Origin of the sequence: Flavobacterium cyclinae (assembly GCF_021172145.1) — a bacterium.
GTDB lineage: Bacteria > Bacteroidota > Bacteroidia > Flavobacteriales > Flavobacteriaceae > Flavobacterium > Flavobacterium cyclinae.
This window is the reverse complement of sequence record NZ_CP089095.1, coordinates 104,780-125,208: the sequence shown is the minus strand read 5'-3', so window position 1 is coordinate 125,208 and position 20,429 is coordinate 104,780. Positions and strand designations below refer to the sequence as shown.

Here is a 20,429-nt window from a genome sequence, read left to right as displayed (position 1 = left end):
ATTGGCTAATTATTTTTGTCTAACGGTTCTTTGCTCAATTCTTTTCTCAAATTTCTCACCCTGGAAAATACGATTAATCATAATTCCTGGAATGTGAATTTCATTTGGATCTAAAGTTCCAGCTGGTACCAATTCTTCAACCTCAGCAATTGTGATTTTTGCTGCGCCAGCCATCGGTGCATTAAAGTTTCGGGCTGTTCCTTTGAAGATTAAATTTCCTGCTTCGTCACCTTTCCAAGCTTTTACAATTGAAAAATCGGCTTTGAAAGCATGTTCTAAAACATGCATTTTTCCGTTAAATTCACGAACTTCTTTTCCTTCAGCTACTTCTGTTCCGTAACCTGCTGGAGTAAAGAATGCTGGAATTCCTGCTTGAGCAGCACGACATTTTTCAGCTAAAGTTCCTTGTGGTGTTAGTTCTACTTCTAATTCACCTGAAAGCATTTGTCTTTCAAATTCAGCATTTTCTCCTACATAAGAAGAAATCATTTTTTTGATTTGGCGTTTTTGTAATAATAATCCCAATCCGAAATCATCAACACCTGCATTATTGGAAATACAAGTTAAATTGGTAACTCCTTTATTTACTAATTCGGCAATACTGTTTTCGGGAATTCCACAAAGACCAAAACCACCTAACATGATGGTTTGTCCGTCTTGAATGCCTTCTAAAGCCTCTTTAACGTTGTTAACTTTTCTAGAAATCATATATTAGTTTGTTGTTGTTTTATATTCCAAATTCATTCATATCAGGTTCATCTGTTGGAACAGCAGTAGAATCTACTACTTTTTTAGGCGTCCAACAATCCACCTTGATTTTTAAATCATCAGGTCGTTCAAATGGGTCTTTTGATACATCTAAATCACTATCGGCATAACATTTTTTCATAAAAATACCCCAAATTGGTAGTGCCATTGTTGCACCTTGTCCATAATGAGTAGATTTAAAATGAGCGGCTCTATCTTCATTTCCTACCCAAATTCCGGTGGCTAAATTTGGAACCATGCCTATAAACCATCCATCAGAATTATTTTGAGAAGTTCCTGTTTTTCCAGCTATTGGATTACCAAAACTATAATCATAATTTCGGAATCCTGCTCCTCCCCATTTTAATCGTGAACCTGTTCCTGATTGGGTTACCCCTTCCATTAACTTAACTACTGCAAAAGCTACATCTTTGTTAACCACATCTTTAGTAACCGGTATTGGTTGATCTAAAACTACACCATTTTTGTCTTCAATTTTAATAATGAATGAAGGCTTAACATACACCCCTTGATTGGCAAATGTACTCATGGCACCCACCATTTCTTCAACAGTTATATCAACTGCCCCTAAAGCAATAGATGGTTGTACTGGAATTTTTGAAGTAATTCCTAATTCTTTTGCCATATCTACTACTGCTTGTGGTCCTACTCGATCTATTAATTTTGCAGAAACCGTATTAACCGAATTGGCTAATGCTTTTTGTAATGTAATGGTTCCTCTATAATTGCCATCCGAATTTTTTGGTGACCAATCGGCATCAATTCCCCATCTCCCTTTTGGCATGGTAAAATAACTATCGATAATTGAATCACATGGTGACATTTGTAATTGTTCAATTACTGTAGCATAAACAAAAGGTTTGAATGTAGAACCTACTTGTCTTGCACCTTGTCCTACGTGATCATACTGGAAGTATTTATAATTTACACCTCCAACCCATGCCTTAATATGACCTGTACGAGGTTCCATTGCCATCATTCCAGTTTGTAGAAAATGTTTATAGTAAATAATGGAATCCTTTGGTGTCATAATGGTATCTTTTTCACCATCGTATGTAAAAATTTTCATTTTTGCAGGCACATCAAAAGACTTAATTATTTCTTCTTTTGTTTTTCCATTCAAATCCATTTTACGCCAACGCTCTGAGTTTTTCATTGCTTGGTTCATAATGTTTTGGGTTTGTTCTGGAGTAATATCAACAAAAGGAGCATTTTCTTGATCTTTCTTTCCTTTAAAAAATTCTTTTTGAAGATTTTTAAGATGTTCGTATACCGCTTCCTCTGCATATTGTTGCATCTTAGAATCGATAGTAGTATAAATTTTTAAACCATCTCTATACAAATCGTATTCTGTACCGTCAGATTTTAAATGGTCTTTTACCCATTTTTTCATGTAATCTCTTAGATATTCTCTAAAGTAAGTTGCGCTTCCTTGTGCGTGACTTTCAGGTCTAAAATCTAATTTAATAGGTAGTTTGCTTAATTCTGCTTTTTTTGTTTCAGAAATAACGCCATTTTTTACCATTTGCCCTAAAACTGTATTTCTACGATTTAGAACCAATTCTGCGCGTTTTTTACGATTAGGATTATATAACGAAGGATTTTTTAACATTCCTACAAACAAAGCCGATTCCTCAATTGTTAAATCTTTTGGTTCTTTATTCATGTAGATTTTAGCTGCCGAACGAATTCCAACTGCACCATTTACAAAATCTACTTGATTTAAATAAAGTGCAATAATTTCTTGTTTCGTATACTGACGTTCCAAGCGAATTGCAATAATCCATTCCTTTACTTTTTGAATTACCCTAAAAAGAATAAATTTTGACCCATCACTTCCATGAAATAGATTTTTTGCTAATTGTTGGGTTAATGTACTTGCTCCTCCATCTCTACCAAGTCTTACTACTGCACGTAATGTACCTTTTGCATCAATACCCGAATGATCGTAAAAACGTTCGTCTTCAGTTGCTACAAGAGCTTTTACTAAATGTTGTGGTAACTCTTCATATTTTACTGGAGTTCTATTTTCTTTGAAAAATTTTCCAATAACAACTCCGTCAGAAGAGATGATTTCAGTTGCCACATTAGAGTCTGGATTTTCTAAATCATCAAATGAAGGCATTTTTCCAAAAAATCCCCATGAAGCAAATAAGAATAATAAAATTATCCCTAAAAAACCATAGGCAAATAGTTGCCAAAACTTTCTTTTATACTCAGAAAAATCGTCTGTATTTGCTTTTTTAGTAGCCATACTAATTTATTTTTTCGATTCTTAATCCTAATTCTGTAATCCCTTTTAATTCTGCTACACCCTCTACTTTTCCTAGTTCCCTTACAGCCTGAACTACTTCCACATTATACTTTCCAGCTTTCTTGAACTTGAAATTTTCTAAATACCACAATTTACTTTCTTTAATGTCTGAAAAACCTTCACCTAACAAAGTTCCATCTGGATTTGCCATAAGATATTCTAATGTATCTACTTTAATTGTTGGGTTTTTCCCCGGTTCTTTCATAGTTACAATCAAGTACATATTGCTAAAAGGATAATCATTATTATTTCTAACATTTAGAAACAAATGATATGGATTTACTGTATCATTTTGATCAAAAGTAAATCGTAATGTATCCGCTTTTTTCCATGTACCATCAAGTTCTTTATATTCGCTAAAAAATTGCTTTTTGTCACAAGAAACAAAAAACATGATGACAAAAAGTGTAATGATAAAATTAATCTTTTTTAGGTGCATTTTTAAAATTTGTTGGTTTCCTTTTTTTATTTCTATTGTTCGATTTCTTTTTAGGTTGATCAAAACGTGTTAAACTATCTTGACCCACAACGTTTTCAAATTTTTTCTCAACTTCGCGCGTACTCTCCACTACATAATCTTCTAAAGCTGCTACTTTTTCTTTCTTTTTATTAAGAGCTACTATTTCTTTAACTTTTGCTACAGGTAATACTAACCATTGAGCGGGAGCATTAGCATACGCAAACCACATAATTTCTTTAAAAATATCTACTTTTTGGCAATAAGCATCTCCTTTTTCTGTATACAATTTTGTATCCATATCGGGAAATCCTTTTAAAGCATCCAAATAAGTATCTAACTCATAATTTAAACAGCATTTTAATTTTCCACATTGACCTGCTAGTTTTTGTGGATTTAATGATAATTGTTGGTAACGCGCTGCCGAAGTATTTACACTTCTAAAATCGGTTAACCAAGTAGAACAACATAATTCTCTTCCACAAGAACCAATTCCTCCTAAACGAGCGGCTTCTTGGCGAAATCCTACTTGCTTCATTTCAATTCTAATCTTGAATTCTTGAGCAAATTCTTTAATCAATTGACGGAAATCTACTCGATCATTTGCAGTGTAATAAAACGTTGCTTTAGAACCATCACCTTGAAATTCTACATCCGAAATTTTCATTTCCAATTTCAAATCAATTGCAATTTCTCTAGCACGCATACGTACCGATTCTTCTTTGTTTCGAGCTTCTGTCCAAATATCAATGTCGCGTTGTGATGCTTTTCTGTAGATTTTTGCCAATTCCTTATCCGGATTTTCGCCTTTCTTTTTCATTTGAATTTTTACCAATTCGCCAGTCAAAGTCACAATTCCGATATCGTGCCCTGGTGAAGCTTCAGTAGCCACAATATCTCCTATAGATAATGTTAGCTTTTCAGTATTTCTGAAAAATTCTTTTCTTCCGTTTTTAAAACGAATTTCAGCTGCATCAAATGGTTCTTGACCACCCGGCAACGTCATATTTGACAACCAATCGAAAACCGAAAGTTTGTTGCAGCTATCGGTGCCGCAAGTCCCGTTATTATTACATCCTTTTGGTGTGCCGTCTTTAGCACCCGTGGAACAGTTTGTACATGCCATAATTGAAATATATATTGATTGTCCGTTTTTGGACTACGTTTCTAAAATGTTTTTGAGCGTAAAGATATTGAATTTTTATGGAAACTTTCAAAAATCAATCTTGAAGTTCCCCAAAAAGAAAAAACCCATCTCATAGTTAAACGAAATAGGTTTTCATATAGTATTGTAAAACACAAAATTATGTTTCCTTTACAGTAATAATATGGACTGGACAAGCTTTTGCTGCTAATTCACAATTTTCAACAATGGTATGATCAGGTGATTTTAAGGAGTGAAATCCTTTTGAATCAACCGATTTAATTAATACTGATTTTCCGTCTTTTTTAGACATTTGGAATTGAGCAGGTGCCATTTCTACACAATAATTACAACCAATACATTTGTCTCTTTGAAGCGTAACAACAACCATTAGTTTTCTACAATTTTATACATTTTGTCTGACAAACGAATGCGGAACGGCACTTTCAAAGTGCAACTATCGCCTTTGGTTGCTTTTTCAGAAGTTACGTCATTCACAAAGAAATCTTCTAAAATTAATTCTTGCGCTCCTGTTGATGGACCTGTAATTAAAATTTTATCGCCTTTTTTAATATCGTAAGCTTCAATTTTGAATTCGGCGATGCTTGATTTTGGGAAATAATGCATACCTTTTCCAACGTACACTTTTTTCTGAGTCGCATTAGAACCTGGATTATCAGACCATTCGCCTAATTTTTGTCCCAAATAATAACCGCTCCAAAAGCCACGATTGTAAACCGTTGCCAAAGCTTCCATCCAAGTTTGAATTTTTTCTTTAGTGAAGGTTCCTTCGTAATAGGAATCAATTGCTTCGCGATAGGTTTTGATAACGGTTGCCACATAATCAGCGGCTCTTCCTCGACCTTCAATTTTCAATACTTTTATTCCAGAATCGATAACTTGATCCAGAAAATCTAACGTACATAAATCTTTTGGCGACATCATGTATTCGTTATCGATTTCGATTTCAAAACCACTTTCTTGGTCGATTACCGTGTATTTTTTACGACAATTTTGTTTGCAAGCACCACGATTTGCCGATGAATTATGCGAATGCAAACTCAAATAACATTTTCCAGAAACGGCCATACACAAAGCGCCGTGACCAAAGATTTCAATCTCAACTAAATTGCCGCTTGGCCCTTTGATTTGTTCTTTTTCGATATCATCTGTGATTTTCTTTACTTGACGTAAACTCAACTCGCGAGATAATACAATTGTATCGGCAAACATCGCATAGAATTTTACAGTTTCGATGTTCGTTACATTCAATTGAGTGGAAATGTGTACTTCCATCCCCATAGTGCGAGCCGTCATAATAACGGCTTGGTCTGAGGCAATTACGGCTGTAATTCCTGCTTCTTTGGCTTTGGTTAAAAGTGTTTTTACAATCGATAAATCATGATCGTAAATAATCGTATTTAAAGTTAGATACGTCCTAACATTTTTTTCGTTACAACGACGCGCAATTTCTGGTAAATCATCTAAAACGAAATTTACTGTTGCTCGAGCGCGCATATTTAATTGTTCGACACCAAAATAAACAGAATCACAACCATTATCTAATGCCGCCTGAAGCGATTCGAAATTACCGGCAGGCGCCATTAATTCAATTCTTCCTGTAGTTGTCATTAGTTTAAGATTTTAAATAGTTTATCTGATAATCGCACTCTAAATGGCAAGGCAAATGTTACTTTGTCGCCGGGTTTTGCTTGATTGGCTTCGGTTCCATTAACGAACATTTTTTCTACAACCAATTCCTCATTTCCAGTGGTTGGTCCTGAAATTAAAATCTTATCTCCTAAATTCAATTCGTTGTTTTCAATTTCAAATAGACCTACTTGAGCTTTTACATAGTAGTGTTGTGCTTTCCCTAAAATCACTTTTTTCTCTTTGATTTTTTGGCGAATGTCTTTAACCGGATTTACAGTTGCAATTGGTGCATCAGGTAACTCTCCCGATTTTTTAAACTTCAAAGCTTCTGATTTTCCTTTACGGAACACTTTATTTCCAACTTGTTTACCACTTCTCAATTTTACTTGTTCAGCTAATGGTAAATGTGTGATTTCCAAACATTCAGTTGAACAGCAATTTTCCATAGCTGCTTTACATTCGTCACATTGAATGAACAATAAATGACAACCATCATTAGCGCAATTGGTATGATTGTCACAAGGTTTCCCACATTGGTGACATTGCGAAATAATATCTTCAGTGATTCGTTCTCCTAAACGATTATCAAATACGAAATTCTTTCCAATGAATTTGCTTTCCAAACCTTCTTCTTTGATTTGTTTGGCGTAATTGATGATTCCACCTTCCAGCTGAAATACATTTTTAAAACCTTGATGTTTGAAATAGGCAGATGCTTTCTCGCAACGAATTCCACCTGTGCAATACATCACCAAGTTTTTATCTTCTTTAAAATCTTTTAATTGTTCGTTGATGATGGGTAAAGACTCTCTAAAAGTTTCCACATCTGGTGTAATTGCTCCTTTAAAATGTCCTACTTCACTTTCGTAATGATTTCTGAAGTCCACTACGATAGTATTTGGGTCTTCTAAAATTTCATTGAAAGATTTGGCGTTTAAGTGAACCCCTTTATTGGTAACATCAAAAGTTTCGTCATTTAAGCCATCAGCTACAATTTTATGACGCACTTTAATGGTTAATTTTAAGAAAGAATGATCATCTTGTTCAACAGCTACATTCAATCGGATGCCACGCATGAAATCATAGACTTCTAACGTTTCGCGAAAAGCTTCAAAATTTTCTGCTGGCACACTCATTTGAGCGTTAATTCCTTCGTGAGCAACGTAAATTCGGCCTAGTGCATCGAGTGCATTCCAAGCTACAAATAAATCATTACGAAATTTTTTGGGATCTTCAATTTTGGCATACGCATAGAAAGACAACGTTAATCGTTGCTTACCGGCTAAATCAATTAGCTCTTTTCTTTCTTCTGCGCTTAAAGTGTTATACAGTTGCATGCTATAAACGTTTTAAGATTAGAAAATTAGAGACGTTATAAATCACGTCTGTACGAAATAGAATTCTAAATGGAAGAATTCGGGCACAAAGGTAATAAAATAGATTAAAAATCAAATCTTTAATAGCCCATCAAAACATATTAACAATTTTTGTATCGAATAAAAAAAGATGTATTTTTACGAAAAATATTTTATTATGAGCTCAGATAAAGACGCAAAATTAAAAGCCTTACAACTAACATTAGACAAACTTGACAAGACGTACGGAAAAGGAACCGTAATGAAATTAGGTGATAGCGCTGTTGAAGAAGTAGAAGCTATTCCGTCAGGTTCATTAGGGGTTGATTTAGCTCTTGGAGTAAATGGATACCCAAGAGGAAGAATCATAGAAATCTACGGACCAGAATCGTCAGGTAAAACCACGTTAACATTACACGCCATTGCAGAAGCTCAAAAAGCGGGTGGAATTGCAGCATTTATTGATGCTGAGCACGCATTTGACCGTTTTTATGCTGAGAAATTAGGGGTTGATATTGACAATTTAATTATTTCGCAACCCGATAATGGTGAGCAAGCATTAGAAATTGCCGAAAGTTTAATTCGTTCTGGAGCTGTTGATATTGTAGTAGTTGACTCGGTTGCCGCTTTAACACCAAAAAGCGAAATTGAAGGTGACATGGGAGACTCTAAAATGGGATTACATGCTCGTTTAATGTCGCAAGCGTTGAGAAAGTTAACAGGAACGATTCACAAAACCAATTGTACAGTGTTTTTCATTAACCAATTACGTGATAAAATTGGAGTAATGTTTGGAAATCCTGAAACTACTACAGGAGGAAATGCATTAAAGTTCTATGCTTCGGTTCGTATTGATATTCGTAAATCAACTCAAATTAAAGATGGTGAAAACGTAATTGGTAACAGAACCAAAGTTAAAATCGTTAAGAATAAAGTAGCACCACCTTTTAGAACTGCTGAATTTGATGTCATGTACGGAGAAGGAATTTCTAAAGTAGGAGAAATTTTAGATTTAGCTGTTGATTTTGAAATCATTAAGAAAAGTGGTTCTTGGTTTAGTTATGGTGAAACAAAACTAGGTCAAGGTAGAGATGCTGTTAAAGTTTTAATTAAAGACAATCCGGAATTAATGGATGAATTAGAACAAAAAATAAAAGAAACCATTAAAGAAAACAATGGTTAACAAATTATCCCGATTTTTTCGGGATTTTTTTTTTGTAACTTAACGCAACCTTTTACCTAAAATTACATCTACAAAATATAATAAATCATTACAAATGAAAAAATTAATATTATTAGTAAGTATTCTTTTTTTATTTAATTCATGTCAATCAGATGAATTTAACTATCGTGTTGAAATTTTACCTGTACATAATGTAGAAATACCTACGGAATTTGAACTTGGTCGTACTTATCAAATCTCAATGCAATATTACAGGCCATCAAGTTGTCATTCACCTTATGGCATTTATTATGAAAAAGATTTGAACGTTAGACGATGTGCAGTACAAAATATAATTGAAGAAAGGGGAAATTGTCTTCCTCTTGAAAATATATTAGTTGAAGAAACTTTTAATTTTCATGTAACCAATACAGGGAATTATGTGTTTAAATTTTGGACAGGTACTGATGACAATGGAGAGGATACTTTTTTAATTTATGATATTCCAGTAAATTAATAGTAAACAAATTGATAATAGAGCAACTTATACATGAGTGTGGTAATAACAATACTAAAGCACAAGAGCAAGTTTATCGCTTATTAGCGCCAAAATTATTTGCTGTGTGTTTAAAGTATTCGCGCAATTATGAAGAAGCTCAAGATAATTTACAAGAAAGTTTTTTAATCATATTTGATAAAATAAAACAATATAAAAGTTCTGGTTCATTTGAAGGTTGGGCAAAGCGAATTGTAATCAATTATGTTTTACAACAATATCGCAAGCAAAATATATTTGAAATTGTTTCAGAGAAAATTCCGGCTGAAGAAGAAATTGAAATTGATGATGAGAATATAAGTTTAGAATTTCTAACCAAAATAATACAAGAGTTACCCGACAGGTATCGATTGGTATTTAATCTTTATGTTTTAGATGGATATTCTCATAAAGAAATTTCTGAAATGCTAGAAATTAATATTGGAACATCAAAATCAAATTTAGCTAGAGCCAAAGCTATTTTGAAGAATAAAATTGAGTCAAATACTTGTTTTGATGTAAAAAAAAGTAAATGAAAGAAAATAAAAATATAGAACGATTATTTCAGGAGAAATTCAAAGATTTTGAAGCAATACCGCCTCAGGAATCTTGGGATTTGATTGCTAGTCGTTTACAAGAAAAAAAGAAAAAGAAACGTGTCATTCCTATATGGTTCCGTTATTCAGGAATAGCTGCTTCTTTGTTCTTAATTGGAACATTAATTTGGAATTATAGCTTTACTAATAATCCAAACGAACATTTAACAAATCCTGAAAACACTATTGTAGATAAGGATGGAAACATTATTAATAAAAAAGATGCAAATTCTTCAATTGATAATGCTGTAGTTTATGATGCAAAATTGAACCAACAGAAATCGGATGCTAACTTAGAAAATTCAACTAAAAACGAAAACCAACTAGAAAACGCATCAACCTTTTACAAGAATTCTATTGATTCAAAAATCCAAAAAAAATCTAGTAAAACAAATGCTGTTGTGAACAATAACACGATTCAAAAATATACTGACCCAAAAGTTGTTTCTAAAAGAAAATCTAACAAAAATTACAATAACCAACTTAACGTATTTAAGAATTCTAATGATGGAGTAGTTGATATCGCTCAAAAAAATAATTCAAAAAGAAAATCAAAATATAAAACGAATAAGAAAAATTCTTCTGTTACAGAAAATGAAATCTTATTGGAAAACAATTTAATTGTTAATGATGATAAGAAGGGAAAAACTTCTGTAAATAAAGAAAACATTGATGCTTTCTTTGAAAAAGAATTATCTAATTCTACCATTGTAAACAATAACCATAATGATTCTATTGCTAATAAAACAATTCTTTCAAATGGAGTTGTTGAAAATGAAATCATTACTCAAGATAGTACTTTAGTGGCTGAGGTTGCAGTTGAACCAAATCCGCTTGAGGAATTGCTAAAAGAAAAAGAGGATGGGAAAAATGAAGATGAAAAAGAAGAAAAAAGAAGTAAATGGGCGATTAGCACAAACGCGTCGCCTGTTTATTTCAATTCCTTAGCAGAAGGATCTTCAATTGATGATCAATTCAATTCAAATAGCAAAAATTATACTACAACATTAAGTTATGGAATAGCAGGTAGTTATGCTATTAATGATAAATTAAGTTTAAAAACAGGAGTTAACAGTATTAATCTTAGTTACAACACTAACGATGTTCTTTTTGAATCTAGAATGAGAGAAGTTGATAACAATATTCCAACAATATCAAGAAATGCAAATGCATCTAATATGGTTTTTAGTTCAAAAAATGGTACTATAAATGAAATATCAGGTGATGTTGAAAACGTTATCATTGACAATAACATTGGTTCATTAAAACAAAACATCTCATATATTGAAGTTCCTCTAGAACTGAGTTATAAATTAATTGACAAAAAATTTGGAGTAGAAATCATCGGAGGTATGAGTACTTTATTTTTAAATCAAAACAACATTTCTTTAGTTACAAATGGCTTAGAAATGGAAGTTGGTAGTGCTAATAATTTAAACAATATACATTTTAGTAGTAACGTCGGTTTGGGTTTTAAATACTCGTTCTGGAAAAGCTTTAATGCCAATTTCCAACCTATGTTTAAATACCAGATCAATACCTTTAATCAGAATTCTGGAAATTTCAAACCTTATTTCATTGGTTTATACTCTGGAATTAGTTTTAGTTTTTAAGCTTTGTTGGTTAAGCTTAAATTTTTAGTTAAGTAGTTTCATTATTTGCTTAAATGAAACTGAAAAAGTCCAAATGCGTTTGGACTTTTTTATTTTAAATCCTCAAGTAACGGTTGTACTATTATTTCTCTTACTTGTTGTTTTAATTCATTTTTGTCTTCTAATGTTTTCCCTTTTGTTTCAATAATTGGAAAAATTTTAGCTCTCATTTTTCCTGGACTTCCACTAAAGAATGTATAGGAAAAACGTTTTTTATTATCGAAAAACACCATAGGAACAATGGCTAAACCATGCTCAATAGCAATTCTAAAAGCGCCATCTTTAAATTCATCTAACACAATATGTTCTTCTGGAACGCCTCCTTCTGGAAAAATACAAATACTCAACCCTTGATGAATTCTTTTTTGAGCTCTTTCAAAAACTGCATATCGGCTTTTGCTATTACTTCTATCTACTAAAATACAAACACGTTTATAGATAAATCCAAAAATTGGAATCTTCGCCAATTCTTTTTTTCCTACAAATACAAAAGGATGATTTTTAACCGCTATCAACATCAACATAATATCCGTCATCGAAGTATGATTGGCTACTAACATATAACTTTTTCCATCTTCAAAAACTTCATCACCTTCAATTTTGTAATGGAATCCCATTCCAATTAAAATGAATTTGGCCCAAATACGAGCAATTTTAAAAAATAGCGGATAGGTTTTTTCACTTAAAATCGTAGCAAAAATGAAAGGAAATAGTACAATAATGGGAACTAAAACCAAGATGTAAAACCAAATACGATATAAAAGGGTAAGCGGATATTTTAAAAATTTCATTTTCTTCAGCAAATAATATTCCCAAAAGTAATGATTTTCGTAAAACTTCTACTTTTTAGTTTTGCCTTTTTACATTATCCTTTACCTTTGCAAAAAACAGTAGAAAATGGCAAAAATTTTAACCGGAGTTCAAAGTACAGGAACGCCTCACTTAGGTAATTTATTGGGAGCAATTTTACCAGCAATTAAAATGGCTGAAAATCCTGATAATCAATCATTTCTTTTTATTGCCGATTTGCATTCGATTACGCAAATCAAAAATGGTGCAGAATTAAGACAAAACACCTACAGTACGGCGGCAACTTGGCTAGCTTGTGGATTAAATACTGATAAAGTAATTTTCTATCGTCAATCAGATGTGCCTCAAACAGCAGAATTGTCTTGGTATTTAAGCTGTTTTTTTCCGTTCCAACGTTTAACATTAGCGCATTCGTTCAAAGATAAAGCAGATAGACTAGAAGATGTAAATGCTGGATTGTTCACCTATCCAATGCTAATGGCTGCGGATATTTTATTGTACGACGCCAATATAGTTCCAGTTGGAAAAGACCAATTACAACATATAGAAATTACAAGAGACGTTGCTTCAAGATTTAATCATCAAATGGGAGAAACCTTTGTTTTACCTGAAGGAAAAACAAGTGAAGAAACCATGTATGTTCCGGGAACAGACGGACAAAAAATGAGTAAATCGAGAAACAATTTCATTAATATTTTTGTGGATGACAAAGCGCTTCGCAAACAAATTATGGGAATTCAAACCGATAGTACACCTTTAGAAGATCCAAAAAACCCAGATACTTGTAATTGTTTTGCTTTATACAAATTGTTAGCAACACCAGAACAAACGGAAGTAATGAAAGCCAACTATTTAGGTGGAAATTACGGCTACGGTCACGCGAAACAGGAATTATTCGAATTAATCGTTGAGAAATTCAAAACTGAAAGAGAAAAATACAATTACTACATCAATAACCTAGAAGAAGTAGATCGTTTGTTGTTAGAAGGTGCTGCAAAAGCAAGTGCTGTTGCAAATGGCGTTTTGAAAAGAGTTAGAAAGAAGTTGGGATATTAAGAACTAATTCCTATAAATTAAAAACCTCAAAATTTAGATTTCTAAACTTTGAGGTTTTTTTATTCTTTAATGATTTTTTCGATTTTCCATTTTTTCTGCTTTTGTGAGAAATTACAAAATACGTTATAGTGATAATACATTTTATTACATTGGAAATAAGCTTTTCCGTTTTTGTGAATTAAAACTCTACTCAACCCAGAAAGTGGAAGATGTTCATCATTTCTAACGCCACCTTCAAAAGTGTTTTTGTAAGATACTAAAACAACATCTACATTTGATTTTTCAAATTCCTTTACATTTAATTTTCGCGCTGGTAATGAATCAAATTCATACTTTAAATATTCACTAATTGGTTTATTTACTGAAAGTAAAGTGTCAATAACTGCGTATTTATATTTTTTGAATTGATCTATATTTTTGATTGCAATTTCAATGCTTTGGTTTAGTTCTAACTTAAAAGTCATCCAATCTTCATCACGTTTCTTATTCAATTGTTGAATTTCTTCTTTAGAAAATTTTAAACTATCAGTTTCTAAAGGTGGAGGAAGAAAATTGTTTTGACTTTGATTTAATTCATATTTTGCAATTCCCGGCAACACATCGCACAAAACTTCCGCTTCTAATTCTTCATAGGTTTTTTCTTTCTCAGTGCAAGAAAACAACATTAAAGAAATTAATAAAAAGATATATCTCATAAAATTATTCTTTAATGATTTCTTTAACTACCCATTTATTATTCACTTTCTCTGAAACTATTTCAATTGAATAAGGCAAACAACCAAAAGGATAAAGTTTAAAAAAAGCTTTTGTATTTTTATCATCAAACAAAACTCGAGTAACGCTTGATAACGCTTTAACTTCATGATCCTTTATAAATTCACCCCAGATAGCAATAGTGTCATTTTCAAAAAATTTAACTTTGAGTGTTGAGTCTAATAATTCATTTGGTCGAAATTTTCTTTCCATTAAACTATCAATAAAAATATTATTTATATTGATAGTATTAAATTCTGATTTGTTGATAGAAAACATAAGAGAATTTAAACCAATATGTAATTTATGTTTGTCTAGAGCTAATTTTTTGATTTCATCCGTTTGTCTCTTTATATCCTTAGTAATAGAATCAATATTTAAATTAATTTCTAATGAATCCGAACTTGGAGGAGGTGGGGGCGGCAAATTAATTTTAATAAATGGATATATAACCTCCGGCAACACATCACACAAAACTTCCGCTTCTAATTCTTCATAGGTTTTTTCTTTCTCAGTGCAAGAAAGTATAAAGAAAGAAAAAAATGTAAGTAAGATTAGTTTTTGCATAAACCTGAATTTATAAATCAACAACAAAAACTAAGCCGAATTTCTACTCGCATTAATATTTCCAAACAACGAACGCGTTACTATTTTTTCGTACACCTCAATTTGCTTTTCATCTGGGTTTTCACTCTCTTTTAATTCTTTAATTTTTAATAATGCATATTGCTGAATAGTTAAAAGTGGTAACACGATTTTCTCACGAAGTTCAACGGAAGCTTTCCCGTCAGGATAGTTTTCCATTAACTCTTTATATCCCGAAAGTTTCAATAACAAACGTTTGGTTTCTAAAAATTCGGTGTAAATCAATTGCCAAAATTCGCCAAACTCTTTGTCATTTTTCATATAAGCAGTTAACGGGAAAAACGATTTGCTCAATGCCATCATACTGTTTTCGATAAGGGTTTTAAAGAATAACGAATTGTTATATAAATCGGAAACTTTTTGCCATTCGTTGTTTTCTTCATACGTTTTTAAAGCTGTTCCTACGCCATAAAAACCAGGAACATTTTGCTTCAATTGACTCCACGAACCCACAAAAGGAATCGCTCTTAAATCGGCAAAATTCAATTTGTCAGAAGCATTTCTTTTTGAAGGGCGACTTCCTATATTGGTTTTAGCATAATAATTTAATGTACTCATTCGTTCCAAATAAGGCACAAACATTTCGTGATTTTTAAAATCAACATATTTCTGATAGCTGATTTCTGATAAGTTTTGTAAAACCGCTTTTTCTTCAGCCGTTAACTCGTTTTCGGTTTTAGTAAATACCTGATTACTTGCTCCTGCACTTAATAAATTCTCTAAATTATAACGACAAGAATCTAAGGTTCCAAAATTAGAACTTATGGTTTGCCCTTGAACCGTAAGTTGAATTTGTTGGTTTTCAATTGTTGGACCTAAAGACGCATAAAACTTATTGGTTTTACCACCACCACGCGCTGGAGGTCCACCACGACCATCAAAAAACACCACTTTAATATCGTATTTTCTTGAAATTGCCGTTAGTGCTTCTTTTGCTTTGTATATACCCCAATTGGCCATTAAATAGCCGCCATCTTTTGTTCCGTCAGAAAAACCAAGCATTATGGTTTGTTCATTTCCGCGTAGTTGTAAGTGTTTGGCATAAGTGGGATTGATATATAATTTTTCCATTACTTGATCGGCCTTTTCTAAATCGTCTACCGATTCAAAAAGTGGCACAATATCAACTGTAGGATTTTGCCAGCCACATAAATGGAACATACTCAGAGTTTCGAAAACATGTAAAGCACTTTCGTTATTACTAATGATGTATCGATTACAAGCTCTTTCTCCATTGTTTTCCTGTATGGTTTTCATTGCTCGAATTGAGCCAATTGTTGATTTTACTATTTCGTCATCAAAGTCATTTACTTCTAAATTAGATGAAACTCCTGATAAAAATTGTATTTTTTCGTTTTCAGTTAAACTCTTATAATTTTCAGGGAAATTTGATTTTTTGTTAGTAATTATAGCATCAAAAACTTTTTTATGAATTTTACTGTTTTGACGAATATCTAATGTTGCAAAATGGAATCCAAATAAATTTAATTTGTTCAATAACAAATCGATTTCATCAATATATAACGATTGATGTTTCTCGGTTACCAATTGCTTTACTTCTAATAACTTTTGGTTCAATTCTTCTAATGAAATAAATAATTCACCTTGAGAATAAAAAACCGAACGATACAACTTGTTTTCAATTTCCGCGATGATGGTATCAACTCCTAAGAAAGTAAGTTTTCGTTTTAATTTTCTAATATCAGTATAGTAACTTTTTAAGATAGAAGTTCGTAAACGGTCAGCAACTTTTAAGGTGATTTCAGTGGTAACAAATGGATTCCCATCTCTATCTCCACCAGGCCAAAAACCAAGATTTAAAATGTCGTTTTTAGGAAATTCGCCATTTAAAATATTCTTTTGGATATATTGCATCATCGCACCAGCGGTTTCATAAAATACATTTTCCAAGTACCAAATTAAACTTACTGCCTCGTCAAAAGGGGTTGGTTTTTCTTTTTTAATAAAAGGAGTTTTTCCTAATTGCGCCAATAATTGTTTAATTGTATTCAAATCGTTTAACCGAATAGCTTCTGTTAAATCGGTAATAATTCCCAAAACAGAACCCGGATAAAATTGGGTAGGATGCGCTGTTAAAACCGTTCGAATTTTGAAACTATTTAAAAACTCTTTAAGTTCTTCATGTTTGTTTTTTTGTTCGGCATTTTCTTTCATATCACGAAGCGAACCTCTTCCTTCCAAATTATTCACAACCGGAAATGCAGCATCTTCAATTGCGTCAAAAAGCACAACTTGTCTTTCAATATATTGAATAAAACGAAACATCAACGTTTCCTTTTCATGCTGAGTTGGATGGTCTAAATATTTAGAAACAAAAGTGTCAAAAATTTCAGTTGGGCTATTGTGATTTTTAAATCCATTTTCGCAAACCTCAGCAAATAAAGGCAATAATACCCCTGTGTTGTTTATTTCATCAAAGGGTAAAGTAATAAAAACACTATTATATATGTTGTATTTTGAAGCAACATTTTGCTCAAATCTTTCAATTTTTGGAAGTGTGTACATGGAATTTAAATTTGTACTAATTTACGAGATTTAAATTAAACCACCTCAAACATTTTACCCGGCAAAGGTCGGATTACGCCTTTAAGTTCCATATTTAACAAAATTGATGAAATTCGATAAATTGGAAAATCGCATTCTAAAGCGATGATATCCATCATTTCTTTTCCGTTTTTTTGAAGGTAATCATAGATGATTTGCTCCTCATCGGTTAAGGTTACGAACAATTGTTTTTGCACTGCTTTTTGAGATTCACGTTTCAATTCCCAATTCAAAATATAAACCAAATCTGCCGCCGAAGAAAGTAAATTTGCCCGTTGTGTTTTTATCAAATTATTACACCCTTGACTGTATTTATCAGTTGTTCTTCCTGGAACTGCGAAAACATCTCGGTTGTAATCGTTAGCCAAATTAGCGGTGACTAATGAACCACCTCTTTCAGCACTTTCAATTACGATAGTAGCTTCGCTTATCCCAGCCACAATACGATTTCGCTTGATGAAATTTTCTTTATCGGGATTGCTGGTGCTCCAAAATTCCGTCAAAAAACCGCCGTTTTGTTCTATTTTAGCCATGTATTTTTTGTGAACTTTGGGATAAATTTGATTTAATCCATGTGCTAAAACACCTATCGTTTGCAATCCGAATTCCATTGCCATTTGATGCGCATAAATATCAACTCCATAAGCAAAACCGCTAACAATTATTGGATTTAATGGTGAAATTTCTTCAATCAATTTCTTAGTAAATTCCATACCATATGTCGTGATTTGGCGTGTGCCGACGATACTAATGATTCTTTGGTTTTGTGAATCGATATTTCCCGCTTGGAACAAAAGTACAGGGCTGTCGTAGCAATTTTTTAATCGTTCGGGATAGTTTTCTTCTTGAAAATAAGTAGTGGAAATATTTTCTTGTGCGATGAATTGGAGTTCAGCTTCCGCTTTTTTGAAAACGGATTTATCTTGTAAATTTTTAATTACAACCGAACCAATGCCGTCAATTTTTTGAAGTTGGGATTTTTTTGAAGCGAAGACTTCTGTTGCGTTTCCGCAATTTTGGATGAGTTTTTTGGCGATTACATCTCCTACTCCTTCCACTTGCATCAACGCAAGCGTGTGGTATAATTCTGATTGTGTCATGGCGTGTATAAAATTTATTTGGTGTATAATTGAAAAACAAAAATAGTTCTTTTTAGGAATAATCCAAAAAAGAAAATGGAAAGCTAATTAGCCCTGATTGCAGTGGAAATCCTTTTTTATTTGTTGCCTGAGGTTCTCGAAGGCAACAAATAAAAGATTGCAACGTAAAGCAGGAACATGGAAACCAAGAAATCCCAAGCCATTCGCTTCCAATTATTTACAGTAAAAATCGCAATTGTTAATAATTTTTGTTGATAAAATTTTGATATTGCTATTGATTATCTAACTTTGTTGTTATGCAGATAGAAAAACACATATCCGACTTATTATATCGTTATCAGTGCGTTACTGTTCCTGGTTTTGGTGCGTTTTTAACTGAAACTGTATCCGCTCATGTTACTGGAAGCGCAAGTTCGTTTTTTCCACCTAAAAAAGTGGTTTCGTTTAATGCGAATGTAAAAAACAATGATGGTTTATTAGCGAATCATGTGGCATTACAAGAAAAAATGTCCTACGAATTAGCGGTAATCAAGATTGGTGATGTGGTGAACGAATGGACGTATTTGTTGCAAAACCGTAATCGTGTAGTGTTGAAAAACATTGGCGAAATTTCGGTTAATAACGAAATGAATTGGGTTTTTGAACCAGCGAATACCGTAAATTATTTAACAGAATCTTTTGGTTTATCTCCATTTGTTTCTCCAGAAATTACAAGAGAAGTTTTAAAACAAGAGGTAGCAACTTTAGAAGAAAAAGCACCTATTATTTTTACTCCTGAAAGAAAAAGAGATTACTCGTATTTGAAATATGCTGCTATTTTTGTGGTAATGTTGGGCGTTGGTGGTTTTGGATATAAAACATATTATGATCAACAAATTGAAACCAAAACTTTAGCGGTTCAGAAAAACGTACAAGAGAAAGTACAACAACAAATTCAAGAAGCAACTTTTGTAATTAGCGCTCCGGTTGAAGCTGTTGAATTAAATGTAGCTCCAACTGTTGAAGAAAAAATGCCCTATCATTTAGTGGCTGGTGCTTATAGAAGTGAAGAAAATGCCAACAAAGCTGTTGCCGAATTAAAAGCGGATGGTTTTGAGAATGCAAAAATGCTTCCATTAAATAAACACAACTTATATCCTGTAGTTTATTCAAGTTTTAAAACTTTAGATGAAGCTCAATCTGAAAGAAAAACAATTCAAAAAACACATAATGCTGAGGCTTGGTTGTTAATTGAATAACTATTTAACACTTTGCGTAATAATTATTAAAATCCCTTTTTTGGGATTTTTTTATGAATTTAATTTTAAAATTCCTCATTATCTTTGCAAAAAAAACAATGCAACCAAAATTTCCTTCAGAGTCGATAACGACTTTAACCGACTTAGTTTTACCAGGTGAAACGAATCCATTGAACAACTTATTTGGTGGTGAATTGCTAGCGCGAATGGACCGAGCAGCGAGTATTACCGCTAGAAGACATTCCCGTAGAATTTGTGTAACGGCATCTGTGAATCACGTGGCGTTTAACAGAGCTATTCCGTTAGGAAGTGTGGTGACTGTAGAATCTAAGGTTTCCAGAACTTTCAACTCGTCAATGGAAATTTTTATTGATGTTTGGATTGAAGACCGTGAATCGGGAATTAAAAATAAAGCAAACGAAGCGATTTATACTTTTGTTGCCGTTGATGAAACCGGAAGACCAATTCCAGTTCCACCAATTGTTCCAGAAACAGATTTAGAAAAAGAACGCTATGCCGCAGCATTAAGAAGAAAACAACTAAGCTTAGTCTTAGCTGGAAAAATGAAACCAAGCGAAGCAACGGAATTAAAAGCGTTGTTTATGGAGTAACAAACGAAAGCCTAC

Annotated in this window: 19 protein-coding genes; 7 read left to right on the top strand and 12 right to left on the bottom strand. The window is 32.7% G+C overall.

The features are described 5' to 3' along the window. Nucleotides 1–9: 9 nt before the first annotated feature. The 7 genes from LOS86_RS00610 to trhO form a co-directional block, all read right to left on the bottom strand. Entirely contained in the window at nt 10–708 is a 699-nt protein-coding gene (locus tag LOS86_RS00610) for a CoA transferase subunit A (RefSeq protein WP_231842737.1), read from the bottom strand. 19 nt (nt 709–727) lie between these two features. Then, nucleotides 728–3,022, bottom strand: a complete 2,295-nt coding sequence (locus tag LOS86_RS00605) for a transglycosylase domain-containing protein (protein ID WP_231842736.1) — start codon at nt 3,020–3,022, stop codon at nt 728–730. A 1-nt stretch (nt 3,023) separates the two neighbouring features. After that, nucleotides 3,024–3,521: a gliding motility lipoprotein GldH gene (locus LOS86_RS00600; RefSeq protein WP_231842735.1), complete on the bottom strand. Its 498-nt coding sequence runs from the start codon at nt 3,519–3,521 to the stop codon at nt 3,024–3,026. After that, on the bottom strand, nt 3,502–4,665 hold the full coding sequence (locus tag LOS86_RS00595) for a PSP1 domain-containing protein (RefSeq protein WP_231842734.1): 1,164 nt from the start codon (nt 4,663–4,665) through the stop codon (nt 3,502–3,504). Before LOS86_RS00595 ends, LOS86_RS00600 begins: the two co-directional genes overlap by 20 nt. A gap of 178 nt (nt 4,666–4,843) precedes the next feature. After that, nucleotides 4,844–5,074, bottom strand: coding sequence for a ferredoxin (locus LOS86_RS00590; protein WP_231842733.1), 231 nt, complete (start codon nt 5,072–5,074; stop codon nt 4,844–4,846). Continuing rightward, nucleotides 5,074–6,315, bottom strand: a complete 1,242-nt coding sequence (locus LOS86_RS00585; RefSeq protein ID WP_231842732.1) for a peptidase U32 family protein — start codon at nt 6,313–6,315, stop codon at nt 5,074–5,076. Before LOS86_RS00585 ends, LOS86_RS00590 begins: the two co-directional genes overlap by 1 nt. Next, nucleotides 6,315–7,673: an oxygen-dependent tRNA uridine(34) hydroxylase TrhO gene (gene trhO, locus LOS86_RS00580; RefSeq protein ID WP_231842731.1), complete on the bottom strand. Its 1,359-nt coding sequence runs from the start codon at nt 7,671–7,673 to the stop codon at nt 6,315–6,317. Before trhO ends, LOS86_RS00585 begins: the two co-directional genes overlap by 1 nt. 196 nt (nt 7,674–7,869) lie before the next feature. Between trhO and recA the strand changes: the two genes are divergently transcribed. The 4 genes from recA to LOS86_RS00560 all read left to right on the top strand — a co-directional run bounded on the left by recA (nt 7,870) and on the right by LOS86_RS00560 (nt 11,597). Further along, complete coding sequence (gene recA / locus LOS86_RS00575) at nt 7,870–8,874, top strand: recombinase RecA (protein WP_231843952.1); 1,005 nt, start codon at nt 7,870–7,872, stop codon at nt 8,872–8,874. Nucleotides 8,875–8,968: 94 nt separating this feature from the next. Next, nucleotides 8,969–9,370: a hypothetical protein gene (locus tag LOS86_RS00570; protein ID WP_231842730.1), complete on the top strand. Its 402-nt coding sequence runs from the start codon at nt 8,969–8,971 to the stop codon at nt 9,368–9,370. Between the two features lie 11 nt (nt 9,371–9,381). Beyond that, nucleotides 9,382–9,924 carry an RNA polymerase sigma factor gene (locus LOS86_RS00565; protein WP_231842729.1) on the top strand — a complete coding sequence of 181 codons (543 nt, stop codon included), beginning with the start codon at nt 9,382–9,384 and terminating at the stop codon, nt 9,922–9,924. Beyond that, nucleotides 9,921–11,597, top strand: a complete 1,677-nt coding sequence (locus LOS86_RS00560; protein WP_231842728.1) for a hypothetical protein — start codon at nt 9,921–9,923, stop codon at nt 11,595–11,597. Before LOS86_RS00565 ends, LOS86_RS00560 begins: the two co-directional genes overlap by 4 nt. Nucleotides 11,598–11,686: 89 nt before the next feature. Here LOS86_RS00560 and LOS86_RS00555 read toward each other — a convergent pair whose 3' ends face one another. Beyond that, nucleotides 11,687–12,427: a lysophospholipid acyltransferase family protein gene (locus LOS86_RS00555; protein WP_231842727.1), complete on the bottom strand. Its 741-nt coding sequence runs from the start codon at nt 12,425–12,427 to the stop codon at nt 11,687–11,689. Between the two features lie 106 nt (nt 12,428–12,533). On the opposite strand from LOS86_RS00555, the gene trpS reads away from it, so the two are divergent. Next, nucleotides 12,534–13,502 carry a tryptophan--tRNA ligase gene (trpS, locus tag LOS86_RS00550; RefSeq protein WP_231842726.1) on the top strand — a complete coding sequence of 323 codons (969 nt, stop codon included), beginning with the start codon at nt 12,534–12,536 and terminating at the stop codon, nt 13,500–13,502. 59 nt (nt 13,503–13,561) lie between these two features. On the opposite strand, the gene LOS86_RS00545 is transcribed toward trpS, so the two are convergent. Genes LOS86_RS00545 through dprA form a run of 4 tightly spaced genes read right to left on the bottom strand, consistent with a single transcriptional unit; the run spans nt 13,562 to nt 18,565 of the window. Further along, nucleotides 13,562–14,197 carry a hypothetical protein gene (locus LOS86_RS00545; RefSeq protein WP_231842725.1) on the bottom strand — a complete coding sequence of 212 codons (636 nt, stop codon included), beginning with the start codon at nt 14,195–14,197 and terminating at the stop codon, nt 13,562–13,564. 4 nt (nt 14,198–14,201) lie between these two features. Next, nucleotides 14,202–14,822, bottom strand: a complete 621-nt coding sequence (locus LOS86_RS00540) for a hypothetical protein (protein ID WP_231842724.1) — start codon at nt 14,820–14,822, stop codon at nt 14,202–14,204. A gap of 30 nt (nt 14,823–14,852) precedes the next feature. Then, a complete protein-coding gene (locus LOS86_RS00535) occupies nt 14,853–17,426 on the bottom strand; it encodes a phosphoenolpyruvate carboxylase (protein ID WP_231842723.1) in 2,574 nt (857 codons plus the stop codon). 35 nt (nt 17,427–17,461) lie between these two features. Continuing rightward, nucleotides 17,462–18,565 (bottom strand): DNA-processing protein DprA, encoded by a 1,104-nt coding sequence (gene dprA / locus LOS86_RS00530; RefSeq protein WP_231842722.1) that lies wholly within the window; start codon nt 18,563–18,565, stop codon nt 17,462–17,464. 296 nt (nt 18,566–18,861) lie between these two features. Between dprA and LOS86_RS00525 the strand changes: the two genes are divergently transcribed. Together LOS86_RS00525 and LOS86_RS00520 are read left to right on the top strand one after the other, a co-directional pair. After that, entirely contained in the window at nt 18,862–19,803 is a 942-nt protein-coding gene (locus tag LOS86_RS00525; RefSeq protein WP_231842721.1) for an HU domain-containing protein, read from the top strand. Nucleotides 19,804–19,901: 98 nt separating this feature from the next. Continuing rightward, nucleotides 19,902–20,414, top strand: coding sequence for an acyl-CoA thioesterase (locus LOS86_RS00520; RefSeq protein ID WP_231842720.1), 513 nt, complete (start codon nt 19,902–19,904; stop codon nt 20,412–20,414). Nucleotides 20,415–20,429 lie beyond the last annotated feature (15 nt).